Raw genomic sequence first — 24,706 nt, 5'->3', positions numbered from 1 at the left:
CACCCGCAGGCGGCCTAATGGCTCTGACAAGAATAATCAGGCTTCCCGGCGGCGTGCCTGCGCCGCATCGCGGTCGAAGCCCAGTAGAAGAGAGCTGCCACCATGGATATCGCGCGCCCGCGTATCGTCCTCATCCTTACCCTGCAGACTTGCGGCCTGGTGCTGCTGTTCATCGCCCAGGCGCTGGGCGGCTGGCCGTTGTCGCTGTGCCTGCTACTGGCCGCGGCGCTGCTCTGGGGGCCGTGGTTCATCCGTGAAAAGGCGGCTCCTGCGGGAGCGCTGGCAGTGCTGCCGGACGTCGCCGAGCTGACCCGCGAGCTGTCCCAGGGCACCAGTCGCAACGCGCTGTCCGCCGCCGGGGTGTCGTACTCGGTACAGCAGCTGGTGGAGAAGCTGGAATCCCAGGTAGTGGCCGCCGAGCAGATCGTCGGCAGCGCCGAGGTGATGATCCATACCGAGCGCGCGACGTCCAACCTGGCGCGCCAGGCGAAGGAAGCGGCGACGCTCGCCCGTGCAGGCAGCGATGCCGGTCGCGGCGAGTTGCAGGCGGCCATCGCTTGCATGCATGAGCTCAGCCTGCGCGCCAGTGCCAGCCGCGCGCTGATCGAGACATTGAATGCGCGCAGCGAGGACATCCAGCGGGTAACCCAGGTGATCCAGTCCATCGCCAGCCAGACCAACCTGCTGGCGCTCAATGCCGCCATCGAGGCGGCACGGGCAGGGGAGCATGGCCGCGGTTTTGCCGTGGTTGCCGAGGAAGTCCGCGGGCTGGCCGGGCGTACCGCCGAGGCCACCGATGAGGTCGGGCAGATGATCGAGGACATCCAGCGCCAGACCGGCGAGGTGGTGGAGCAGATCCGCCAGCTCACCGATGACCTGGGGCAGGGCGTCAACCAGGTCGAAAGTACCGGCCGACAACTGCAGGACATCGCCGGCCTGGCCGCCACTGTCGAAACCCAGATCACCGAGATCGCCGAAGGCGCGGAGATCAACCGCAACCAGTTGGACAGCCTGTTCGCCGCCGTGGAGCAGGTGCGCGGCGACCTGCGCGCCAGCGACGAGCAGACGCATCGTCTGGCGGACGCGGCGGTCCAGCTGGAAACCCAGGCTGAGATGATCAGCGAGCGTCTGGCCGAGGTGGCGCTGGACGACTATCACCAGCGCGTCTATGACCTTGCCCGCGCCGGTGCGCAGGCCATCGGTGCGCGATTCGAGACGGACGTCGACAGCGGCCGGATCGGCTTCGACGACCTGTTCGACCGTGATTACCAGCCACTGCCGGGCACCCGTCCGCAGAAGTACCGTACCCGTTTCGATCGCTACACCGATGAAGTGCTGCCGCGCATCCAGGAAGACCTGCTGCAACGCCATGAAGGGCTGGTGTTCGCCATTGCCTGTACCGCGGAAGGCTACGTGCCGACGCACAACCAGGCGTTCAGCCATCCGCCGAGTGGCGACCCGCAGGTGGATATGCTCAAGAGTCGCAGCAAGCGCCTGTTCAACGACCGTACCGGCGTGCGTTGCGGCAGCCACAACCAGCGGATGCTGTTGCAGACCTACTGCCGCGATACCGGCGAGCTGATGCACGATCTCTCGGTACCCATCTACGTCGGTGGCCGGCAATGGGGCGGACTGCGCCTGGGCTACCGTCCCGAAACCTGATCCCGGTTCCGGATTGCAGGCGAAAAAAAGCCGCGAAGGAGTTGGACGCGGCTTGGGTGCGGGCGTCCGGGAGGCGCCCGCGAAAGGGTTTCAGTGATGCCCGCAGAGGGCGTCGCGGCCTTGCTCGCCGAGGATGTTGAAGAGAATGTTCAGCACCACGGCCCAGATCGCGGTCATCGCGATGCCGCTGTGGGTGATCGGCTCCATCCACTGCGGCAGCGCAGCGAAGAAGTCCGGACGCACCACCGGCACCATTCCCATGCCGATGCTCACTGCCACCAGCAACTGGTTGCGGCGATCGACGATGTCCGCCTCATGGAGGATGCGGATGCCGCTGGCGGCGACCATGCCGAACATGGCGATGCCGGCGCCGCCCAGAACGGCTGGCGGAATCGAAGCGACCAGGAAGGCGGCCTTGGGCAGTAGCGACAGGGCGATCAGGAACAGCGCGGCGGCGGCGGTGACGTAGCGGCTGCGCACGCCGGTCATCTGCACCAGGCCGATGTTCTGGGCGAACGAAGAGTGGGTGAAGGTGTTCATGAAGCCGGCGATGAAGGACGCGCCGGCATCGCACAGCAGGCCGCGGCGCAGGCGGTTGGGGCAGATTTCGGTCTCGGTGATCTTGCCCAGGGCGAGGAACATGCCGGTGGACTCGACGAAGATGATCACCACCACCAGGCACATCGAAAGCACCGGAGCCAGGTGGAATTCCGGGGCACCGAAATGCAGCGGCGTGACGATGTCGAACCATGGGCGCTGCTCGATGCCGTCCAGGCTGACCATGCCCATGCTGGCGCCGATGATGTAGCCCAGCAGCATGCCGATCAGCACCGAGACGTTGACCCAGAAACCCTTCAGGAAGCGGTTGATCAGCAGGATCACTGCCAGCACGAAGGAGGACAGGGCGAGGTATTCGATGGCGCCGAAGTTGGCCGCCGCCTTGCCGCCGCCGGCCCAGTTGATCGCCACCGGGAACAGGCACATGCCAATGGAGGTGATCACGGTGCCGGTCACCAGCGGCGGGAAGAAGCGCACGATGCGGCTCATGAAGGGCGCGATGAGCATGCCGAAGAAGCCGGCGGCGATGGTCGCGCCGAAGATGCCGGTCATGCCGACGCCGGGCATCCCGGCCATGGCGACCATGCTGCCGACGGCAGCGAAGCTGGCGCCCATCATCACTGGCATGCGGATGCCCACCGGCCCGATGCCGAGCGATTGCACCAGCGTGGCGATGCCGGCGACCAGCAGGTCGGCGTTGATCAGGAAGGCGATTTCTTCACGGGAGAGACCGGCGGCCTGGCCGACGATCAGCGGGACGGCGACGGCGCCGCCATACATCAGGAGAACGTGCTGGAAGCCGACCAGCAGCAGCTGCAGCAAGGGCAAACGCTGGTCGACGGGCGAGCCGGTATGGGAGCGCTCAGTTACCACGGACATGCAACACCTCGGTTTTTATTGTTGTCAGTCGCTGGTTGCCGGACGGGCACGACAACCGGGAAGTACTGGCCGATCTCACCCCCGGGGCCGAGCGGGTGAAGCGGTGCGGGACTTTATATCTTCGATGTGTATCGGGTTCAATCGTTTTTTGTATACAACTCGCCGGTCACGTTTTGTCTCCCTGGTGCTGCAGGCCTCTAGGCCGTGTGTTTCCTGGCTTCGGTAATTCTGTAGCCATTGGTCGAGTGGACTACATTTTTGTTTCAGGGGCACGGTGCAGGCGGATGGCAATCGCGGACAGAGTCCGCTCCTGCGCGAAGGTTTGGTATCTGCGTAGGAGCGGACCCTGTCCGCGATCGGTTGAGGCGCCTGCCGCAGCAACCTGGGGGTTTTGCGTGGGCATAAAAAAACCGCACCCGAAGGTGCGGTTTTTCTGGCCGTGCCGCAGGCTCAATTAACCTGGGCACCCTTGGAGATCCAGTCTCCAACGAGCTTGCGCTCTTCCGGGGTCATCTGGGTGATGTTGCCCAGCGGCATGACCTGCGAAGCCACGGCCTGCGCCTGGATGCGCGGGGCGAGCTGCTGGATCTGCTGCGGGGTGTCGAACATCACGCCGGCCGGCGCGGTGCTGAACAGGTTGCTGGTCGGCTTGGCCGAGTGGCACACGGCGCAGCGTTCCTGGATAACGTGATGGACCTTGTCGAAGCCTTCGGTCGAACCGGCGGCGGACGCCTGGGCCGGAGCGGCCTGAGCCTGCTGGGCTGCGGCGGCCTTGGCGGCGTCCTCGTCCTTGGCGCGCTCGGCCGGGGTCTTGCCGCCGACGGCGGTTTCCGGCAGCGGCTGGTACTCGATCTTCTGAGCTTGCGCGGTACTGGAGGAAGCATCGCTGGTCGGCCAGCTCGGGCCGGTCACGAAGGCCAGGGCGATCATGCCGACGGCGCCGGCGGGCAGCGCCCAGGCCATGCCGTTGCCGTTGTGGCGGGTGTTGAAGTAGTGACGCACGATCACCGCCAGCGCCGCGATGCAGGTCAGGATCAGCCAGTTGTAGTGGCTGCCGTAGGTGCTCGGGAAGTGGTTGCTGATCATGATGAACAGCACCGGCAGGGTGAAGTAGTTGTTGTGGCGCGAACGCAGCAGGCCTTTGGCCGGCAGCACCGGATCGGGCTCGCGGCCTTCTTCGATGGCCTTAACCAGTGCGCGCTGGGCCGGCATGATCACGCGGAACACGTTGCCCACCATGATGGTGCCGATGATGGCGCCCACGTGCAGGTAGGCACCGCGACCGCTGAACACCTGGCTCAGCAGGTAGGCGGCGAGGACCAGCAGGCCGAACAGGATGGCGCCGAGCAGCGCGGGTTTCTTGCCCAGCGGCGAGTCGCACAGGGTGCTGTAGATGAACCAGCCGGCGATCAGCGAGCCGATGCCGATGGCCACGGCGGCGGCCGGAGCCAGGTCGCTGCCCGGTGCGATCAGGTACAGGGTCGGGTTCAGGTAGAACACGATGGTCAGCAGACAGACGCCCGACATCCAGGTGGAGTAGGCCTCCCATTTGAACCAGTGCAGGTTGTCCGGCATTTTCGGCGGAGCGAGCTTGTACTTCTCCAGGTGGTAGATACCGCCACCATGGATCGCCCAGAGATCACCGGAGAGCCCTTCGCGCGGATTGGCGCGGTTGAGGTTGTTCTCCAGCCAGACGAAGTAGAACGAAGCGCCGATCCAGGCAATGCCCACAATCATGTGGACCCAGCGGACCAGCAGGTTCAGCCATTCGATGAGATGTGCTTCCACAGTTTTTTACCTCTTGCCCGGGTGCCGCCGTCGCGGCAGGCGGGCCTCTCTTATTAGTTCGCTTGGGGGTCGAGGAGGAGCTGTTCGTCCTCGGTGAAGAAATGCTCGTCGCAGTTGTTGCCAGAACCGCTGCGATCGACCACCAGGAAGTCATCCCGCTTTTCGATCGTCAGCACCGGGTGGTGCCAGACGCCGCGGTGGTAATTGACGCCCTGCTTGCCGTTGGACAGGAAAGCGCGGACGAGGCCCGATACAGGTACATCGCCAAGGGGCGCGACCACGATCAGAAATGGGTTGCCGAGCAGCGGAATGAACGCCTGGCTGCCCTGCGGATGACGCTCCAGCATGCGGATGCGCAAGGGCATCTCCAGTGATTCGGCGCTGAAGATGCTGATGATCGCCTTGTCATCGGGCTGCGCCGTTTCGACGGTGGCGAGCTTGTGATAACGGCGGGTGGAGCCGTTGTTGATCATGAAGAAGTCACTGCCTTCGGTTTCGATGACATCACCGAACTGGGCGAAGGCTTCCTTGGTCAACGGCTCGATCTTCAGGGTACGCATGGCTGGTCTTCTTATATCGTTGTTCGCATTGACCCCTTCATGGGGAAGGGGAGTGAAGGTCCGCTGGCTCAGAGTTGCTGCAGGCGGAACATCGCGATCTTGTTGATCTCCGCCAGGGCGGTCTGGAACTCCTGCTCCGGCGTGTTGTGGATGCGCTCTTCAAACGCGGCCAGGATCTGGTGGCGGTTGCTGCCCTTCACCGCCTTGATGAAGGGGAAGCCGAACTTGGCCTTGTAGGCGTCGTTGAGTTCGGTGAAGCGGGCGAACTCCTCGGCGGTGCAGTCCTGGATGCCGGCGCCGGCCTGTTCGGCGGTGCTGGAAGCGGTCAGCTCGCCGCGCACGGCGGCCTTGCCGGCGAGGTCCGGGTGCGCGTTGATCAGCGCCAGTTGCGCGTCATGGCTGGCGGACAGGAGGATGTCGGCCATGCGCTGCTGCAGCAGTTCGATGTCGTTCAGGCTGTCGTCGACGCCCAGGTCATAGGCCTTCTCGGCGACCCACGGGGAGTGCTCGTAGATGTCGGCGAAGGCGGCGACGAATGCCGCGCGGTCGAGGCTGGCCGGGGTCAGGGTCTGGAAGCGGCTCATGCCTGGTTCTCCTGCGCTTTGAACGGGTGGTTCTCGTGCCAGTGCTTGGCGATGTCGACGCGGCGTGCGATCCACACCTTCTCGTGACCTTTAACGTACTGGATGAAACGCTCCAGCGAGGCCATACGCGCCGGACGGCCCAGCAGGCGGCAGTGCATGCCGATGGATAGCATCTTCGGCGCGCCCTCGGCACCCTCGGCGTAGAGCACGTCGAAGGCGTCCTTGAGGTACTCGAAGAAATCGTCGCCCTTGTTGAAGCCCTGCACCTGGGTGAAGCGCATGTCGTTGGTGTCCAGGGTGTAGGGGATCACCAGGTGCGGTTTCTCGGCGGTGCTCGCCGGGTCCCAGTAGGGCAGGTCGTCGTCGTAGGTGTCTGAGTCGTAGAGGAAGTTGCCGTCCTCGCGGACGATGCGGCGGGTGTTCGGGCCCAGGCGGCCGGTGTACCAGCCTTGCGGGCGCTGGCCGGTCAGCTCGGTGAGGATGCGCACGGCCTCGAACATGTGTTCGCGTTCCTGCGCCTCGTCCATGTACTGGTAGTCGATCCAGCGGTAACCGTGGCTGCAGATCTCGTGGCCGTCGGCGACCATCTGGCGGATCGCCTCGGGGTGGCGCTGGGCGGCCATGGCGACGGCGAACACGGTCAGCGGCAGGTCATGCTTCTTGAACAGCTTGAGCAGGCGCCATACGCCGGCACGGCTGCCGTACTCGTAGAGCGACTCCATGCACATGTTGCGCTCGCCCTTGAGCGGCTGGGCGGCGACCATTTCGGAAAGGAAGGCTTCGGATTCGGCGTCGCCGTGGAGGATATTGCGCTCGCCACCTTCCTCGTAGTTGAGGACGAAGGACAGGGCGATGCGCGCATCGTTCGGCCAGTGCGGGTGGGGAATGTTGTTGCCGTAACCGATCAGGTCGCGTGGGTAGTCAGCGCTCACTGCAGTGTTCCTTCTTGTGGTTGGCGGTCGGCGCTGAGTCGGTGAACCGGGCGCTGCCGTTGATGTGTGCATTGTATACAAAATGTTTGCCGGTCTGTAAATACAATCCGTGCAACGCCCGTTTCAATCCGATGGGCGCGCCGGGATGGTCCCAGCATCCCCGCCATGCCGCATGGTGGTGCACTTCCAGCCTGTATTCAGTGGCATGCGGCACGATGGTGCAGAGGATCGGTCGGGCTGCCTTTTAAAGGTGTTGATCACTTTTTTGTATACAATTGTCGGGGCGGATGGTTATATTCGGTCTCGCACAAACACACCTGCCGGCTGTCATTGCGACGCCCGCCGATTTCGAATCAACACCGCTAGAGGAGGAAGGTGTCCGCTGGCTTCGCCGCACGACACCGATAAGCCCATGGGACGCTTGACCACTCACGTACTGGATTCCGCCCACGGCTGCCCCGGCCATGGCATCAAGATCGAGCTGTACCGCGTCGAAGGCCAGCAGCTGGAGCTGATCGCCACCCGCGTGACCAATGACGATGGCCGCTGCGACGAGCCGCTGCTGCAGGGCGATGACTTCCGCGCCGGCGTCTACCAGCTGCTGTTCAATGCCGGCGACTACTACCGCGCCCGTGGTGTCGAACTGCCCCAGCCGGCCTTCCTCGACCAGGTCGTGCTGCGCTTCGGCATCGCCTCGGAAAGCGATCACTATCACGTGCCGCTGCTGATTTCTCCCTACAGTTATTCGACCTACCGCGGCAGCTAGTCCCCGCCCGTAGGTTTCCCCCGGACTCTTCGTGGAGTCTTCCTCAGCCCGCCCACACTGCGGGCTTTTTTTATTTGCAATTTCTTCGAGCGGCACGTTGCGCCGCGCTGGGCTAGAACTATTGGAACAATCCGCCCAGAGATAGCGCATGAGCAGAATCCTGATCGTCGACGAGCAACCCGTTACCCGGCACGCGTTGCGCCTGATGATGGAGGCGGATCGGCACGAAGTGGTCGGCGAGGCCGATAACGGCCCCGACGCGCTACAGCAGGCGCGGGTGTGCAAGCCGGACCTGATGATCCTCGAACTGTCGATTCCCCGGCTCGGCGGGCTGGAGGTGCTGCAGCGGCTGGTGGCCCAGGAATCCCCGGTGAAAGTGCTGGTGCTGACCTCCCAGGACTCCGAGTATTTCGCCGGCCGGTGCCTGACGGCCGGGGCGTCCGGTTTCGTCAGCAAGCAGGAGAACCCGCAGGCCGTGCGCGAAGCGGTTCGCGCCATCTCCCAGGGACACAGCTACTTCCCCAGCCATGCGCTGGGCAGCGTCAGCGCAGCGGAAGAGGCCGGGCATGGAGAGCTGCTGAAGGGGCTTTCGGTGCGCGAGCTGACCGTCCTGCAACTGCTTGCGCGCGGACTGAGCAATATTGCGATTGCCGACCAGTTGGCCATCAGCGACAAGACGGTGAGCACCTACAAGGTGCGCCTGATGCAGAAGCTGCGCGCCAAATCGCTAGTGGAACTCATCGATATCGCGCGTCGCCACGGGCTGGTCGAAGGCGGCGCCAAGGAAGAGGAGGCGGTCGCCGCGCCTGCCTTCGACGAGGAACAGACCCGCGAGCTCGGCCTGTTGCGCAAGATGATCGACGCCTTGCCGCATCCCATGACGATTCGCGACCTGAGCAGCCGCATCCTGTTCTGCAACCAGGCCGCGCTCAAGATACTCGAGCTGTCCGAGGAAGACGTGATCGGCCGGTTCATCGTCGACCTCAACATGTTTGCCGATCCGGCGGAGGGGGAATTGCTGCGCCAGAACATGGTGGCGTCCATCGGCCAGGGTGACCCGTATTCGCAGGACATCGAGCTTGCGACGACGAAGGGGCGCAAAGTCTATCGCCACTGGGGGCGGCCGTATCGTGACGAGCAGGGACGGCTGATCGGTGCCATCTGCGGTTCGGTCGACATCACCGACCGCGATGACCTGCTGCGCAGCCTGCGCAGTTCCAATGCGCGTATCGAGACGGTGAACCGCGACAAGAGCCACTTTCTCGCCGGCATGGCATCCGAGCTGCAGGGGCCGCTGCAGAACATCGGTGCGATGATCGACCTGGCGCTGAACCAGCCCGATCCCGAGCGTCGCCGCGAGCCGCTGCAGGTGGCGCATTCGGTGGCCAGCAATCTGCTCAACATGCTCGACGACCTGCAACTGCTCAGCCGCGCCGAGTCCGGGCGCCTGGAGTTGCGCCTGGAGGCGCTGGATCTGCGGCAGTTGATCGAGCAGCAGGTCGCGGCGGTGCGCGAACGTGCCCACGTCAAGGGGCTGAAAGTGGAAACCGATTTCGACCTGGCGCTGAAGGCGGAGGTCTGGGCGGACTCCCTGCGCATGCGGCAACTGATCGGCAATCTGTTGAGCAATGCGGTGAAGTTCACCGACCACGGCAGTGTCCTGGTGCGCTTGCGGGCCCGAGGCCGGGGCGAGGGCATCGTGGATGTGCAGATCGATGTGGTCGACAGCGGAATCGGCATCCCCGACGAGGAGCAGGTGCGGCTGTTCGAACCGTTCGCCCGCAGTGTCGACGGCGCCCGGATTCTCGCCGGCGGCACCAGCCTCGGACTGGCCCTGTGCCGCAGCATGGTGGCGCTGATGGATGGCGAGATGAGCCTGCGCAGCAAGCAAGGTGTCGGGACCGAGGTGAGCGTCAAGCTGACCTTCACCGGCGCGGAATCCTGAGTGGCGCGGCTGAAGGTGCCTCGACTTCATACCCCGTCGTAAGCCGCCAACGAGAAGGCCCCGGCAATCGCCGGGGCCTTTCACATTGCGGATGCCGCTTCTGGCTTACAGGAAGATGAACTTGGCCACGAAGATCGCACACAGCGCGTACAGGCTGATGGTCACGTCCTTGTGGCGGCCGGTGAAGACCTTCATGGCCACGTAGGTGACGAAGCCCAGTGCGATGCCGTCGGCGACCGAGAAGGTCAGCGGCATCATGATCACGGTGACGATCGCCGGAATGGTCTCGGTGTGTTCGTTCCAGTCGATGTGGGCCATGCCGCCCATCATCAGCATGGCGACGTAGATCAGCGCGCCAGCGGTGGCGTAGGCGGGGATCATGCCGGCCAGCGGGGCGAAGAACATCGCCGCGACGAACAGCACGCCAACCACCACGGCGGTCAGGCCGGTGCGGCCACCGGCGGCCACGCCCGCGGCACTCTCCACGTAGCTGGTCACCGGCGGTACGCCGAGCACCGCGCCGAAGGCGCTGGAGGTGCTGTCAGCCTTCATCGCCTTGGACAGGTTCTCGATGCGACCGTCCTCGCGTACCAGGTGCGCACGTTGCGCGACGCCCATCAGGGTGCCGGCGGTGTCGAACATGTGCACGAAGAGGAAGGCCAGGATCACACTGATCATGGTGACGTTGAACGCGCCGGCGATATCCATCGCCAGGAAGGTCGGCGCCAGGCTCGGCGGCATGGAGAACACGCCGCCGAACTTGACGATGCCCAGGGCGATGCCGGCCACGGTGACGGTGAGGATGCTGATCAGGATGCCGCCGAACACGCGGCGGTATTCCAGCACCGCGATCATCAGGAAGCAGATGGCGGCCAGCAGCGGGCCGGGGCTGGTCAGGTCACCCAGGTGAACCAGGGTGGCGGGGCTGGCGACCACGATGCCGGCGGTCTTCAGGCCGATCAGCCCGAGGAATAGGCCGACACCCGCGCCCATGGCGAAGCGCAGGCTGACCGGAATGCTGTTGAGCAGCCATTCACGGATGCGCGAGAAGGTCAGGATCATGAACATGATGCCGGAGATGAACACCGCGCCCAGCGCGATCTCCCAGCTGTAGTTCATGGTCTTGACCACGGTGTAGGTGAAGAAAGCATTGAGGCCCATGCCCGGTGCCAGCCCCACCGGCCAGTTGGCGTACAGGCCCATCAGGAAGCAACCGAGCGCCGCGGCAAGGCAAGTCGCGACGAACGCGGCGCCGTGGTCGATGCCGGCGTCGGCCATGATGTTGGGGTTGACGAAGATGATGTACGCCATGGTGATGAAGGTCGTGAGACCCGCGGCGAGTTCGGTCTTCACGGTGGTGCCGTGCTGGCTGAGCTTGAACAGGCGTTCGAGCAGGCCGGAGGCGGGGGGGACTGGATGCAAAGGCTTGTTGTTCTTGTTTGGTGCTTTCCACAGCGGTACTCCTCAACGCTCTTGTTGTTGGTCCCTTGCCGTCGGCTGGTTCACCTGCGTCCCTTGCGCTAACGGAAAGAGTTGTGAGGGTGTGAATGTTGACCTTTGGGTCAGGAAGTCACGCCGCGATTATGCAGTTGTGTACAAAAAGTTCAAATAATGTTTAGTGCCTGGACGAAAGATTTTTACAAGAAAAGGCGCGGAATGGTCGCAGGGCGATATCGATGCGGCTCGCGCATGGCGCGGCATTGGTGACGATCGGGAGTCGTTCGTGACGGCTGCACGATAGTGGCCACTTTGTGTACACTGTCGTCCATGCCTGGCCCGCGGCCAGATTCTCTTCAGCCCCCCACGGATTTCGTGCCGGTTCGCACCGGCTGAGCAGGGTTCGACTCCGATGACCGACCAGTTGCAACAGATCAGGAAGCAGCCGCGCAATGGCAAGGCCCGCAGCGGCACTCAGGACGAGATCGTCTATGCGCACATCTTCGACGCCATCCTCGAGCAGCGCCTGGCGCCTGGCACCAAGCTGAGCGAAGAAGCCCTCGGCGAAATCTTCGGCGTCAGCCGCACCATCATCCGTCGCGCCCTGTCGCGCCTGGCCCACGAGCAGGTCGTCCTGCTGCGTCCGAACCGTGGCGCCGTGGTGGCCAGCCCGAGCATCGACGAAGCCCGGCAGATCCTATTCGCCCGCCGCACCGTCGAGCGTGCGATCACCGAACTGGCCGTGGACAACGCCAGCGGCGACGCCCTGGCCGAGCTGCGCGACATGGTCAAGCAGGAGCAATCCAGCTTCGCCCGTGGCGACCGTGGCGCCGGCATCCGTCTCTCCGGCGAATTCCACCTCAAGCTCGCCGAAATGGCGAAGAACGCGCCGCTGGTGGTGTTCCAGCGCAGCCTGGTGTCGCAGACCTCGCTGATCATCGCCCAGTACGAAAGCGGCGGCCGCTCGCACTGCTCGTTCGACGAGCACAACGAGATCCTCGACGCCATCGAGAAGGGCGACAAGGAAAAGGCCGTGACCCTGATGATGCACCACATGGCGCACATCGACGACAAGCTGAACCTGGACGTGGACGGCGCCTCCGGCGACCTGCACGCGGTGTTCTCGCACCTGCTGGCGGGCAAGAAGAAGCCGCGCCGCAGCAAGGCGGACGCCGACTCGGCGGCCTGATCGCCGAGCCAGAAAAAAGCCCCGCATCTGCGGGGCTTTTTCGTTTCTGCACGGGGCGCTCCTACAGGGATTGGGCGCTTTCCTCGGCCTGCTGCCAGCCACCGCCCAGAGACTTGTAAAGCAGCACCAGCGTGGTCGCCACGGCTTCGCGGCCGCGAACCTGCTGCTCCTCGGTGACCAGCAGCTCACGTTGTGCGCTGAGCACGTTGAGGAAGTCCACGGCGCCGGCCTTGTACTGCTCGCGGGCGTTGGCCAGGGCGGTGCGGCCATGTTCGGCAGCGCTGTCCAGGCTGGCCAGGCGGCGCTGGTCGGCGGCGTAGTCGGTGAGCGCATCGTCCACTTCGCGCCAGGCGTTGAGCACGGTGCGCCGGTAGGCGATGGCCGATTCCTGCTGCTGTGCTTCGCGCAGGGCAAGCATGCCCTTCAGCCGACCGCCCTCGAAGATCGGCAACGACAGGCTTGGGCCTATGCCAAAGGTGCGGCTGTTCCAGTCGCCGAAGTTGGACAACTGCAATGCCTGGAAGCCGAAGCTGCCATTGAGGCTGATGCGCGGGTAGAAGTCCGCCTTGGCCACGCCAATGCTGGCGGTGGCGGCGTGCAGCGCGGCTTCGGCGCGGCGGATATCCGGGCGGCGCTGGGCCAGCTCAGAGGGCAGGCCGACCGGCACGCCGCGCGGTGGCTGCGGCACCGGCTTGGCCTGGGCGAGTTCAGCTCGCAGAGCGCCGGGCGCTTCGCCGAGCAGGTAGCTTAGGGCGTTGATCAGTCGCGCCTGGCGCTTCTGGCTGTCGGGCAGGCGAGCTTCGATGCTGGCCACCTGGGTCAACGCTTCGGCCACGTCCAGTTCGGTGGCGACGCCGTCGGCGCGGCGCAGTCGGGTCAGCTCCAGGCTGCGCTGGGCGATGTCCAGGTTGCCGCGGATGATCGCTTCCAGGTCCTGCTCGGCGCGCAGTTGCAGGTAGTTGCGTGCGGTTTCGGCGAGGACCGAGACCAGCACGTCGCGGCGGCCTTCCTCGGTCGCCTGGACGTTGGCGTCGGCGGCCTCCAGCTCGCGGCGCACACGGCCCCAGAAGTCCAGCTCCCAGGACAGGTCGAAGCCGCCATCGAGCTGGTTGAAGTTGTCCTTGCCCGCCTTGCCGGACGGATCGCTCAGGCCGACTTCGCTGTTGCGCTTGCGCTGGTAGCCCAGGTCCGCGCCGACATTGGGCACGGCATCGCCGCCCAGTGCCTGGCGGATCGCCCGGCTCTGCTGCAGGCGCGCATCGGCTTCGCGCAGGTCGAGGTTGGCATCCGCCACGCGGCGTTGCAGATCGTTGAGCTGCGGGTCGCCCAGCAGCGTCCACCACTGCGCTTCCAGCGGTGCGTTGAGTGTGCGGCTCGGGGCTTCGCCGCGCTGGGCGCTCCAGTTCACCGAATCGGCGTCGTTGGGGCGCTGGAAGTCCGGACCGACGCTGCAGGCACCGAGCGCGAGCAGGGCGAGAAACAGCGGCGTACGAGCGGCATTCATTGCACGGCCACCTTCTGCTCATCCGGCGCGTGCTTGCCGGTGTCGATCCGCGCAATCACCGACATGCCCACGCGCAGCTTGTCGCGCAGCGGCTGGTCGGCGTCGAGGACGATCTTCACCGGGATGCGCTGGACGATCTTGGTGAAGTTGCCGGTGGCGTTGTCCGGGGCGATGGGCGCGAAGCTCAGGCCGGTGGCCGGGGCGATGCTGTCGACGTGGCCGCGCAGTTTCTCGCCGGGGAAGGTGTCGATGCTGATCTCGACCATCTGGCCGGGCTGCACGTCGGTGAGCTGGGTTTCCTGGAAGTTGCCGACCACGTAGGCATCCTGCAGCGGAACAACCGCCAGCAGCGCATTGCCCGGCGTGGTGTAGGCGCCGACGCGCACGGCGCGGCGGCCGACCATGCCGTCGAAGGGCGCACGGATCTCGGTGTACGACAGGTTGAGTTGCGCCTGCTGCAACTGCGCCTGCCCACGCTTCAGCGCGCCGAGAGCTTCGGCCTGCTGCGCCAGTAGCACGTCGAGCTGCTTGCGAGCGGCGAGGGCTGCGGCCTTGTTCTTGTCCAGCACGGCCTTCGCCGAGTCGACGTGCGAGCGCGCCTGCTGGGCGTTCTGCAAGGTGCCGGCGCCCTGAGTGGCGAGGTGCTGATAGCGGTTGAGTTCCTGCGAGGCGAAGGTCAGTGCGGCCTGGTCGGCCTGCACCTGGGCGGCGGTCTGGGCGATCACTGCCTGCTGGCGTTCGAGGTCAGCGGCGACGTGGTGATGACGTGCCTCGGCGGCCAGAATATCGGCTTCGGCGGCGGCCAGCGCGGCGCGGTAGTCGCGGGCGTCGATGCGCGCCAGGACCTGACCGGCCTTCACCGACTGGTTGTCTTCCACCAGCACTTCCTCGATGAACCCGGCGACTTTCGGCGCCACCAGGGTGAAGTCGGCATGGATGTAGGCGTCGTCGGTGCTCTGCTCACGGCTCGGGCCGAGCAGGCGCAGCAGCAGATAAACGACAAGGGCGAGCAGCAGCACGGCAACCAGGGCCAGACTGCCGCGACGGGAGCTGAGTTTCGACATGGGCAGACCTTTGAATCAGTGGTTGGGGATGACGGGACGCGGCGGGTAGACCCGTAGCGGCATCAGCGGAATCAGGACGAGCAGGGCGGCGGCCAGCCAGGACATCGCCAGCAGGGTGTCGGAGGCGGCGAGCACGCCGGCCTGACCGCGCACCTGTCCAGCCAGGCGGCCGACGTTCTCGGCGCCGCCCAGTTGCTCCAGGCGCAGGCCGAGGGCCTGCTGGGCGTTGCCCAGGTGGTCGACCAGGCGGTTGGAGTGATAGTGCTCGCGCCAGGTCATGAGGAACGAAACGATGGCGCTGCCCAGCACCGCGGAGAAGCCGCGCACGCTGTTGAACCAGGCCGAGGCGAACGGCCCTTCGATCGGCGCTACCACGCTGGTGGCGGACATCAGCAGCGGCACCACGGCCATTGGCTGGCCGATGATCTGCAGCGCCAGGAGCCAGTAGAAGTTCTCCCGCGTCCACTCACTGGTCAGTTGGCTCATGCCGAACGCCGACAGACCGCACAGGCTGATGCCGATGGCCAATACCCAGCGGCAATCCACGCGGGGGATGTTGCACAGCGCGGCGATCAGCGGTAGCGAGATCAGCTGAGGCAGCGCCACCAGCAGCGCCATGGGGGCGGATTGCAGCGGGCGGTAGCCGTGGGCCGAGGCGAGGTAGGACGCCGGCACGCCGGAGCAGGCGCCGAGCACGACCAGTACGCCGGCCAGGGTAATCAGCGAGTGGGTGAAGTTGCGCCGCTTGAGGATGTCCAGACGGAAAAAGGGCAGTGGATGCGTCCACTCGTTGATGAAGAACGCCACCAGCAGCCCGGCGCCGCCGACCACCAGCAGGGTGATCAGGTCCGACTCGAACCAGTCCAGGCGCTCGCCCTGCAACAGGCCCATCACCAGCATCAGGATGCCCGGCCAGCCGAGGGCAAGGCCGACATAGTCGAACTGGCGCAGGCGCTCCAGGCGCAGCGGGTCCTGCGGGATGCCCCAGGCGACGGCGGCCAGCGCCACGGCGCAGAGTGGAATGACCTGCCAGAACACCCACTGCCAGCCGACGAACTCGGTCCACAACGCGGCCAGGGGCATACCCAGGTTGGGCGCGAAGGTGGCGGTCAGCGCGTAGGCACCGAGGCCGTAAAGCTTGATGCCCGGCGGCAGGAAGCGCAGCGCCACGGTCATCAGCATCGGCGGCATGCAGCCGCCGGCGAAGCCTTGCAGCAGGCGCAGCAGGTAGAGCGTCTCGACGTTCGGCGCAAAGGGGCAGAGCAGTGCCAGCAGGGCAAAGGCGGCAATGGCGCCTAGGGTAAAGCGGCGCAGCGATACGGTAACGGAGAACCAGGGCGCAAAGGCCATGGCCGCCACTTGCGCCGCCGAATACAGGGCGATCAGCCAGGTACCTTCGTCGTGGCCGATGGACAGCGCGCCGCGCACGTCGATCATCGCCAGGTCGGTGACCTTCTCGTTGAGCCCGGCGCTGAGAGAGGCGATCAGCACCCCAATCATGCCGACCACGATGCGCAGGCCGAACGGCTGGGCAGCGGCTGGCGCGGCGGGCTTGGCTGGTTGCGGACTGGTGGCGGAAATCGGGGCGAGCGCGGTCATGGCCGGCCTCCACGGGGGTGGCCGATGCCGCCGCCGGTAGGCGGTACTGTGCAAGGCATAGGAATCAACTCGGGTATTTGCGACCGAGTCTAGGGAAGGTCGATAGCTGTGGAAATTGAAATGATTGCAGCTAATCAGTGCGTCTTGCGCACTGATTGCGCGATCAGCTCAGCAGGCCGGAGCTCTCGCGCAATTCGATGCACACACGCTTCACCGTCTGCCGCAGCCAGCTGTGTGCCGGGTCGTTGTCGAAGCGTGGATGCCAGGCTTGGAGGATCACCACGGATTTCAGCGGCAGCGGAATGTCGAACTGGCGCAGGGCGAAGCCCAGGCGGTCCAGGCGCCACAGCGAATGCTCGGCGATGGGCAGTACCAGGTCGGACTCCAGCAGGGCAAAGATCGAGGAGTGGAAGGTCGGCGCGGTGAGGCGGATTTCGCGGCGCAGGCCCAGGTTCGCCAGCTCCTCGTCGATCGGCCCGATGGTTCGGCCGCGGCGGGAGACGCTGATCTGCGGAAAGGATGCGAAGCGTTCCGGAGTGATCTCGTCGTCGAAGATCGGATGGTCGCGCCGCGCCAGGCCGACGAAGTTGGTGGTGAACAGCGTCTGCGTGCGGATTTCCGGCTCCAGCGTCGAGGTGGCGCCGATGTAGAGGTCGATGCGGTTCTGCCGCAGGGCTTCGTCGTCGAAGTCGGCTTCGGGAGCGATGCGCAGGCTGCAGCGCGGCGCTTCTTCCTTCATCACTGCCAGCATGCGCGAAGCGAAGCCGCCCACCAGCACGTTGTTGGAGCGCAGCACGAAACAGCGTTCGAGCTGGTCCATGCGCAGGTTTTCCTTGGCGTTGAACAGGCGCATGGCGTGTTCCACCAGGTCACTGACTTCCTCGCGCAATTGCAGGGCGCGGGGTGTCGGCACCAGGTTGCGCCCGGCACGAACCATGATCGGGTCGCCCACCGCTTCGCGGATGCGCGACAGGGTGCGGCTCATTGCCGGCGCGCTGAGGTGCATGCGCCGCGCGGCGCCAACCACGCTGCCTTCTTCCAGCAGGATATTGAGGGCGACCAGCAGGTTGAGATCGGGCAGGGCCATGACGACTCCGAAAAGGTTGGCGCGATGCCATCCATGTTCCATTGCGATGGGCCGGATGGGCAAGCGTGCGTTTGACGCAATGGTCCATTACGTTTTGCGTGCCTTTACGGTCTGCCTCCTGGCCCGAAGAATGGCGGCGGATTTCGTTTTACGAAGGAGAAAGGCATGTTCAAACGGATTCTGCTGGCCATCGACGGCGCGGCGCAGTCGCCTCGGATCATCGCCAGCGCTGCAGAGTTGGCGCGCTGCAACGATGCGGCGGTGCATGTGGTATGCGCCGTGGACCGCGCCTTCGCCATGCCACGCCAGGATGCGCTGGAGTACCCGCCGGCGGAGCAGGAGCAGCACGAAGCCCAGGCGCTGGTGGATGACGCTGTGGCGCAGTTGCAGCCGTGCGTGGCGACGGGGGCAGTGGTGGCGGGCGATCCGGCCCGCGCGATCCTGCGCGAGGCGGAGCGGCTGGAGTGCGACCTGATCGTGATCGGTCACCGGCACCTGGGGCGTATCGAGCGCTTGCTCGACCCATCGGTGGGGCAGCGGGTGATCGAGCGGGCGCCGTGCCCGGTGCTGGTCGAGGTGCGGGAGTAACAAGAATGCTGCTTTTGTAGGAGCGGATCTTATCCGCGAAGTCCCTGCCCCAGCGTTGAGATTTCGCGGACAAGGTCCGCTCCTACGGGAAAGCTGCGGCGCGCAGAGCGCTGGGTCGCCGGAAAGAAAAGCGGCCCCGGCGCCGGGTTGGTCCTGAGCGAGGCCCCGGCGCCGAAGCCGTAAGGGGTCAACCGCGGCGATGCACGTTGCGGCCGTGCGCGAAGGTTTCCTTCACGGTACGGTCGTCGCCGAGGATGACCAGTGCGAAGAGTTTTTCTTCCAGGGTCTTGGCCTGCTGCAGGCGGTAGTCCAGCAGCGGGGTGGCCTTGTAGTCGAGGACCACGAAGTCGGCCTCGTTGCCCTGGGCGAAGCTGCCCACCTTGTCTTCCAGTTCCAGCGCGCGGGCGCCGCCGAGGGTGGCCAGGTACAGCGACTTGAACGGGTCGAGCTTGATGCCCTGCAGCTGCATGACCTTGTAGGCCTCGTTCAGCGATTGCAGCTGGGAGAAGCTGGTGCCGGCGCCGACGTCGGTGCCCAGGCCAACTTTCACCTTGTATTTCTCCAGCTTCGCCAGGTCGAACAGGCCGCTGCCGAGGAACAGGTTGGACGTCGGGCAGAAGGCCACGGCCGAGCCGGTTTCCGACAGCCGCTGGCATTCGCCGTCGCACAGGTGCACGCCATGGGCGAATACCGAGCGCGGGCCGAGCAGGCCGTGGTGGTCGTAGACGTCCAGGTAGCCCTTGCGCTCCGGGAACAGATCCTTGACCCACTCGATTTCCTTGAGGTTTTCCGACAGGTGCGTGTGCAGGTACACGCCCGGGAATTCCTTGAGCAGGCGGCCGGCGGCGTCGAGCTGTTCCGGGGTGCTGGTTGGGGCGAAGCGCGGGGTCACTGCGTAGAGCAGGCGGCCCTTGCCGTGCCAGCGCTCAATCAGCGCCTTGCTGTCGGTGTAGCTGCTTTCGGCGGTGTCGGTCAGGTAGTCCGGCGCGTTGCGGTCCATCATCACCTTGCCGGCGATCAGGCGCAGATTGAGCTTCTCGGCGGCGCCGAACAGCGCGTCCACCGACTGCGGGTGCACGGTACCGAACACCAGCGCGGTGGTGGTGCCGGCGCGCAGTAGTTCCTTGAGGAAAATGCCGGCGACATCAGCGGCGTGGGCCGGGTCGGCGAACTGCTTCTCGGTGGGGAAGGTGTAGGTGTTCAGCCAGTCCAGCAGCTGCTCGCCGTAGGAGGCGATCATGCCGGTCTGCGGGTAGTGGATGTGGGTGTCGATGAAGCCGGGGGTGATCAGCGCGTCGCGGTACTCGGCCACTTCCACGCCGCCCAGTTGCGGCAGCAGCTCGGCGGCGTGGCCGAGGCGGGCGACCTTGCCGTCTTCCACCAGCAGGATGCCGTCCTCGAAATACTGGTAGGACTGCTCCACGCCGACTTCGGCCGGGTCGGCGACGCTGTGCAGGATGCTGGCGCGGTAGGCTTTGGCTTGAGTGCTCATCGATCTCTCTTCAGTCGTGTTTCGGGGCCGGGGCGCTCGCAGGCGCCGGGGCGGGATGGGCAGGCGCCCATGCTACGGAATTTCAGGCGCCGCTTTCTGCGGTGCGCGCGCGGCGGCTGTTGGGTAACAGTTTGGCCACGGTGTTCTCGCCCTTGCCGGTCTCCTGACCGAAGGTGGCGTTGTAGGTGGCGATGACTTCGCCGGCAATGGACACGGCGATCTCCACCGGCAGCTTGCCCTTCACTTCGCTGATGCCCATGGGACAGCGCATGCGCTGCACGGTGTCGGCGGCGAAACCTCGGTCGCGCAAGCGGTGTTCGAACTTGGCGCGCTTGGTGTCCGAGCCGATCAGGCCGAAGTAGGTGAAGTCGTTGCGCTCGAGGATCTTCGCGGTCAGCTCCAGGTCCAGGGCGTGGTTGTGGGTCATGACGATGAAATAGCTGCCGGCGGGCATCTCGTCGATTTCGTCGATCACATCCTCGTTGATCGCGCGGGTCACGCCCTCGGGGATGTGCTCGGGGAACTCGGTTTCTCGAGAGTCTATCCAGCGAACCTTGCACGGCAGGCTGGCAAGCAGCGGTACCAGGGCGCGGCCGACATGGCCGGCGCCGAACACGGCGATGTGCGCCTGGGGCTGGCCCATGGGTTCGAACAGCAGCACGGTGGCACCGCCGCAGCACTGGCCGAGGCTGGCGCCGAGGCTGAAGCGTTCCAGCTTCGGCTCGCGCTCGCGGGCCAGCAGCATTTCGCGGGCGATGGCCATGGCCTTGAATTCGAGGTGGCCGCCGCCGATGGTGTCGTAGATCTTGTCGGCGCTGACGACCATCTTCGAGCCGGCGTTGCGCGGGGTCGAGCCGCGTTCTTCGATGATGGTCACCAGCACGCTGGCTTCGGCGCGCTGTTGCAGGTCGGCGAGGGCACTGATCCAGTTCATCGTCAAATCCTCGGAAGGATGCTGCGTGTAGGAGCGGATCTCATCCGCGAATCGCGCCGGATCATTCGGCTATCGCGGACAAGGTCCGCTCCTACAGGTTCTTTGAAGGGTGGGGCGCCGCTGGCAGGGCGGAGGACGGAAGTGGGGACGTCTCTCCCTGCCAGCGGTGCCCCATGGTCACATCACGCCGGCTCGACCTGAGCCGGTGCTTTCTCGGCCTGGGCCAGCTTCAGCTTGCGCATCTGCTCCACGCCCCAGAGCACGCGCTCGGGAGTGGCCGGGGCGTCGATCTGCGGCTGGGCGCGGTAGTCCGCCAGGCTCGCCACGGCGTCCTTGATCGCGCAGAACACCGAGATGCCCAGCATGAACGGCGGCTCGCCGACGGCCTTGGAGTGGAACACCGTCTGTTCCGGGTTCTTGCGGTTTTCCACCAGCTTCACCCGCAGGTCGATGGGCATGTCGGCGATGGCCGGGATCTTGTAGCTCGCCGGGCCATTGGTCATCAGCTTGCCCTTGGCGTTCCAGACCAGCTCCTCCATGGTCAGCCAGCCCATGCCCTGGACGAAGCCGCCTTCCACCTGGCCGATGTCGATGGCCGGGTTCAGCGAAGCGCCGACGTCGTGGAGGATGTCGCTGCGCAGCATCTTGTACTCGCCAGTGAGGGTGTCGACGATCACTTCCGAGCAGGACACTCCATAGGCGAAGTAGTAGAACGGCCGGCCGCGCGCCTGGCTGCGGTCGTAGTAGATCTTCGGCGTGCGGTAGAAACCGGTGGAGGAGAGCGATACCTGGCCGAAGTAGGCCTGCTGCACCAGTTCCTCGAACGGCAGGATCAGGTCACGCACGCGCACCTGGTTATTGCGGAACTCGACGTCATCCTCGGTGACCTTCCAGTGCTTGGCGGCGAACTCCACCAGGCGCTGCTTGAGGATTTCGGCGGCGTTCTGCGCGGCCTTGCCGTTCAGGTCGGCGCCGGAGGACGCGGCGGTCGGCGAGGTGTTGGGCACCTTGTCGGTGTTGGTTGCGGTGATCTGCACGCGGTCGATGTCGACCTGGAAGACCTCGGCGACCACCTGGGCGACCTTGGTGTTCAGGCCCTGGCCCATCTCGGTGCCACCGTGGTTCAGGTGGATGCTGCCGTCGGTGTAGATGTGGATCAGCGCACCGGCCTGGTTGAGGAAGGTGGCGGTAAAGCTGATGCCGAATTTCACCGGGGTCAGCGACAGGCCTTTCTTCAGCACCGGGCTGCTGGCGTTGAACGCACGGATCTCGGCGCGGCGCTTGGCGTACTCGGCGCTGGCTTCCAGTTCCTCGGTCATTTCCTCCAGCAGGTTGTGTTCGACCTGCTGGTAGTAGTGGGTGACGTTGCGCTCGTCCTTGCCGTAGTAGTTGCGCTTGCGCACTTCCAGCGGGTCCTTGCCCAGATGGCGCGCGACGGCGTCCATGATCTCCTCGATGGCGACCATGCCCTGCGGGCCGCCGAAGCCGCGGTAGGCGGTGTTCGACGCGGTGTTGGTCTTGCAGCGGTGACCGTTCACCGTGGCGTTGCCAAGGAAGTAGGCGTTGTCCGAGTGGAACATCGCGCGGTCGACGATGGAGCCGGAGAGGTCCGGCGAGTAGCCGCAGTTGCCGGCCAGCTCGATGTTGATGCCGTGCAGCAGGCCGTCATCCTCGAAGCCCACGTCGTACTCGACGTAGAAGGGGTGGCGCTTGCCGGTCATCTGCATGTCTTCGACGCGCGGCAGACGCATCTTCGTCGGTCGGCCGGTCAGGCGCGCGATCACCGCGCACAGGCAGGCAGGCGCAGCGGCCTGGGTTTCCTTGCCGCCGAAGCCGCCGCCCATGCGGCGCATGTCGATGACCACCTTGTTGAAGGAGATACCCAGCACTTCGGCGACCAGCTTCTGCACTTCGGTGGGGTTTTGCGTGGAGGTGTAGACGATCACGCCGCCGTCTTCGGTGGGCATCACCGAGGAAATCTGCGTCTCCAGGTAGAAGTGCTCCTGGCCGCCGATGTGCAGGGTGCCCTGGATGCGGTTCGGCGCGGTGGCGAGCTTGGCCTCGGAGTCGCCGATCTTGTGCTGGTGGCTGTCGAGCACGAAGTGCTTCTTGCGCAGTGCTTCGACCACGTCGAGCACCGGCTCCAGGTCCTCGTACTCGATGATCGCGGCCATGGCGGCCTTGCGCGCGGTTTCCAGGCTGTCGGCGGCGACGGCGATGACCATCTGGCCGACGTACTCGACCTTGCCGTCCGCCAGCAGCGGGTCACCGGCGATCACCGGGCCGATGTCCAGCTGGCCGGGTACGTCATCCTTGGTGATGGCGATGGCGACGCCGGGGAACTGGTAGCAGGGGCTGACGTCCAGCCTGGTGATGCGCGCGTGGGCGCGATCGCTCATGCGGGCGTAGACGTGCAGCTGGTTGGGGAATTCCAGGCGGTCATCGATGTATTGCGCTTCGCCGCTGACGTGCTTGGGCGCGCTCTCGTGCTTGACGCTGCGGCCGACGCCGGTGGTCAGGTCGGCGCGGAACAGTGCAGTGAGTTCTTCCTGGCTCTTCTGGGGCTTATGCATAGTGGGTCACCCGGGTCACGGCCTGAGGGGCTTCCAGTTCCAGGAAGCACTTGCGCAGCAGGTTCTGCGCGGTGAGCAGGCGGTATTCCTTGCTCGCACGGAAGTCGGTGAGCGGCGCGAAGTCTTCGCTCAGGGCCTGTGCGGCGCGTTCGAAGGTGGCGCTGTTGAAGGTCTGGCCGAGCAGCGCGGCCTCGCAGGCCTTGGCGCGCTTCGGAATCGCCGCCATGCCGCCGAAACCGGTGCGCACGGCGGTGATCTTGCAGTTCTCGACGGTGACGCTGAAGGCGGCGCACACGGCGGAAATGTCGTCGTCCAGGCGCTTGGAGACCTTGTAGGCGCGGAACGCCTGGCTGGCCTGCGGACGGGGGATGATCACCTGCTCGATGAACTCGCCTTCCTGGCGCGCGGTGACCTTGTAGTCGATGAAGTATTCGTCGATCGGCAGTTCGCGGCGCTCGGCGCCCTTGCGCAGCACCAGGCGCGCGCCGAGTGCGATCAGCAGCGGCGGCGAGTCGCCGATGGGGGATGCGTTGCCGATGTTGCCGCCCAGGGTGCCCTGGTTGCGGATCTGCAGGGAGGCGAAGCGGTGCAGAAGCTCGCCGAAGTCCGGGTAGTCGCGGGAAAGCGCTTCATAGCAATCGGTCAGCGGAGTCGCCGCGCCGATCTCGATGCGGTCGTCGAAGACCTCGACGCGTTTCATTTCCTCAACGTGGCCGACATAGATCATCACCGGCAGTTCGCGGTGGAACTGGGTGACTTCCAGGGCCAGGTCGGTGCCGCCGGCCAGCAGGCGCGCCTGCGGGTTGGCGGTGTAGATATCGGCCAGGTCGGCGATGGTCAGCGGCAGCAGGCAGCGCTTGTCGCCGCTGTTGAGCTCGGCGGTTTCGTTGGGCGCGATGGCCTTGAGCTGGGCGATGATTTCCGGCTGGGCGACGTCGAACTGGTCGGGGCGCTTCTGGCAGCAGGACTGCTCGGCGGCATCGAGAATTGGACGGTAGCCGGTGCAGCGGCACAGGTTGCCGGCCAGCGCTTCATGGGCTTCGGCCTTGCGCTCCTCGGCGTTTTCGCCGGCGGTGTTCTTCTGCAGGGCGAACAGCGACATGACGAAGCCGGGGGTGCAGAAGCCGCACTGCGAGCCGTGGCAGTCGACCATGGCCTGCTGTACGCCGTGCAGTTCGCCGCGGTGTTTCAGGTCATCAACGCTGATCAGCTGCTTGCCGTGCAACGAGGAAACGAAGGTGAGACAGGAGTTGAGGGTGCGGTAGCGGATGCGCTCGGCACCTTCTTCACCGACCAGCTCGCCGACCACCACGGTGCAGGCGCCGCAGTCACCGGAGGCGCAACCCTCCTTGGTGCCGGTCTTGCCCAGGGTCTGGCGCAGGTAGTTGAGCACGGTGAGATTGGGATCGAGGCGGTCTTCGACGCGCAGCTCGCGATTGAGCAGGAACCTGATCAAGGCTTGCCTCCAGGCTGATTCTTGTTTTTGGTAGGGCACTGGATGGCGAATTTATGGAAAGCTGACTTTTGAGTCAATAAAATTTCTGTCCGAAAGGTCAGAAAGTTTT

At 65.3% G+C, this 24,706-nt stretch carries 18 protein-coding genes and 1 pseudogene; 5 read left to right on the top strand and 14 right to left on the bottom strand.

The window, feature by feature from the left end; genetic code table 11:
- Positions 1–102 precede the first annotated feature (102 nt).
- Entirely contained in the window at positions 103–1,662 is a 1,560-nt protein-coding gene (locus tag JVX91_RS23120) for a methyl-accepting chemotaxis protein (protein ID WP_205336434.1), read from the top strand.
- A gap of 90 nt (positions 1,663–1,752) precedes the next feature.
- Here the strand turns inward: JVX91_RS23120 and JVX91_RS23115 are convergent, their stop codons facing one another.
- The 5 genes from JVX91_RS23115 to puuE all read right to left on the bottom strand — a co-directional run bounded on the left by JVX91_RS23115 (position 1,753) and on the right by puuE (position 6,963).
- Entirely contained in the window at positions 1,753–3,099 is a 1,347-nt protein-coding gene (locus JVX91_RS23115; RefSeq protein ID WP_054910386.1) for a nucleobase:cation symporter-2 family protein, read from the bottom strand.
- Positions 3,100–3,549: 450 nt separating this feature from the next.
- A complete protein-coding gene (locus tag JVX91_RS23110) occupies positions 3,550–4,887 on the bottom strand; it encodes a urate hydroxylase PuuD (protein WP_205336433.1) in 1,338 nt (445 codons plus the stop codon).
- Between the two features lie 53 nt (positions 4,888–4,940).
- Positions 4,941–5,447, bottom strand: coding sequence for an ureidoglycolate lyase (locus tag JVX91_RS23105; protein ID WP_205336432.1), 507 nt, complete (start codon positions 5,445–5,447; stop codon positions 4,941–4,943).
- 68 nt (positions 5,448–5,515) lie between these two features.
- Positions 5,516–6,031: a 2-oxo-4-hydroxy-4-carboxy-5-ureidoimidazoline decarboxylase gene (gene uraD / locus JVX91_RS23100; RefSeq protein ID WP_054910388.1), complete on the bottom strand. Its 516-nt coding sequence runs from the start codon at positions 6,029–6,031 to the stop codon at positions 5,516–5,518.
- Positions 6,028–6,963, bottom strand: coding sequence for an allantoinase PuuE (puuE, locus tag JVX91_RS23095; protein ID WP_205336431.1), 936 nt, complete (start codon positions 6,961–6,963; stop codon positions 6,028–6,030). The genes uraD and puuE overlap by 4 nt, the downstream gene beginning before the upstream one ends.
- A 412-nt stretch (positions 6,964–7,375) precedes the next feature.
- Between puuE and uraH the strand changes: the two genes are divergently transcribed.
- Positions 7,376–7,729, top strand: a complete 354-nt coding sequence (uraH, locus tag JVX91_RS23090; RefSeq protein ID WP_205336430.1) for a hydroxyisourate hydrolase — start codon at positions 7,376–7,378, stop codon at positions 7,727–7,729.
- A gap of 148 nt (positions 7,730–7,877) precedes the next feature.
- Positions 7,878–9,674, top strand: a complete 1,797-nt coding sequence (locus tag JVX91_RS23085) for an ATP-binding protein (protein WP_205336429.1) — start codon at positions 7,878–7,880, stop codon at positions 9,672–9,674.
- A gap of 105 nt (positions 9,675–9,779) precedes the next feature.
- On the opposite strand, the pseudogene JVX91_RS23080 reads toward JVX91_RS23085, so the two are convergent.
- Positions 9,780–11,127: pseudogene (locus JVX91_RS23080) on the bottom strand (NCS2 family permease).
- 396 nt (positions 11,128–11,523) lie between these two features.
- Here JVX91_RS23080 and JVX91_RS23075 point away from each other — a divergent pair.
- Positions 11,524–12,300 (top strand): GntR family transcriptional regulator, encoded by a 777-nt coding sequence (locus JVX91_RS23075; RefSeq protein WP_037017034.1) that lies wholly within the window; start codon positions 11,524–11,526, stop codon positions 12,298–12,300.
- Between the two features lie 61 nt (positions 12,301–12,361).
- Here JVX91_RS23075 and JVX91_RS23070 read toward each other — a convergent pair whose 3' ends face one another.
- From JVX91_RS23070 to JVX91_RS23055, 4 genes are all read right to left on the bottom strand, one after another.
- Positions 12,362–13,804: an efflux transporter outer membrane subunit gene (locus tag JVX91_RS23070; RefSeq protein WP_205336428.1), complete on the bottom strand. Its 1,443-nt coding sequence runs from the start codon at positions 13,802–13,804 to the stop codon at positions 12,362–12,364.
- Positions 13,801–14,868: an HlyD family secretion protein gene (locus JVX91_RS23065; RefSeq protein ID WP_205336427.1), complete on the bottom strand. Its 1,068-nt coding sequence runs from the start codon at positions 14,866–14,868 to the stop codon at positions 13,801–13,803. The genes JVX91_RS23070 and JVX91_RS23065 overlap by 4 nt, the downstream gene beginning before the upstream one ends.
- A gap of 15 nt (positions 14,869–14,883) precedes the next feature.
- Positions 14,884–16,467, bottom strand: coding sequence for an MFS transporter (locus tag JVX91_RS23060; RefSeq protein WP_205336426.1), 1,584 nt, complete (start codon positions 16,465–16,467; stop codon positions 14,884–14,886).
- Between the two features lie 163 nt (positions 16,468–16,630).
- Positions 16,631–17,554: a LysR family transcriptional regulator gene (locus JVX91_RS23055; protein ID WP_205336425.1), complete on the bottom strand. Its 924-nt coding sequence runs from the start codon at positions 17,552–17,554 to the stop codon at positions 16,631–16,633.
- Positions 17,555–17,719: 165 nt separating this feature from the next.
- Here JVX91_RS23055 and JVX91_RS23050 point away from each other — a divergent pair, with 165 nt between their 5' ends.
- A complete protein-coding gene (locus JVX91_RS23050; RefSeq protein WP_205336424.1) occupies positions 17,720–18,142 on the top strand; it encodes a universal stress protein in 423 nt (140 codons plus the stop codon).
- 187 nt (positions 18,143–18,329) lie between these two features.
- Here JVX91_RS23050 and guaD read toward each other — a convergent pair whose 3' ends face one another.
- From guaD to xdhA, 4 genes are all read right to left on the bottom strand, one after another.
- Positions 18,330–19,634 (bottom strand): guanine deaminase, encoded by a 1,305-nt coding sequence (gene guaD / locus JVX91_RS23045; RefSeq protein ID WP_205336423.1) that lies wholly within the window; start codon positions 19,632–19,634, stop codon positions 18,330–18,332.
- Positions 19,635–19,716: 82 nt separating this feature from the next.
- Positions 19,717–20,568, bottom strand: a complete 852-nt coding sequence (gene xdhC, locus JVX91_RS23040; RefSeq protein ID WP_205336422.1) for a xanthine dehydrogenase accessory protein XdhC — start codon at positions 20,566–20,568, stop codon at positions 19,717–19,719.
- Positions 20,569–20,750: 182 nt separating this feature from the next.
- A complete protein-coding gene (gene xdhB / locus JVX91_RS23035) occupies positions 20,751–23,141 on the bottom strand; it encodes a xanthine dehydrogenase molybdopterin binding subunit (RefSeq protein ID WP_205336421.1) in 2,391 nt (796 codons plus the stop codon).
- A complete protein-coding gene (gene xdhA, locus JVX91_RS23030) occupies positions 23,134–24,597 on the bottom strand; it encodes a xanthine dehydrogenase small subunit (protein WP_205336420.1) in 1,464 nt (487 codons plus the stop codon). Before xdhA ends, xdhB begins: the two co-directional genes overlap by 8 nt.
- Positions 24,598–24,706 lie beyond the last annotated feature (109 nt).

The sequence above is a fragment of the Pseudomonas sp. PDNC002 genome (assembly GCF_016919445.1).
In the GTDB taxonomy this organism is placed as follows: domain Bacteria; phylum Pseudomonadota; class Gammaproteobacteria; order Pseudomonadales; family Pseudomonadaceae; genus Pseudomonas.
The sequence above is the reverse complement of the archived record's forward strand: the minus strand, read 5'-3'. Positions and strand labels throughout refer to the sequence as shown.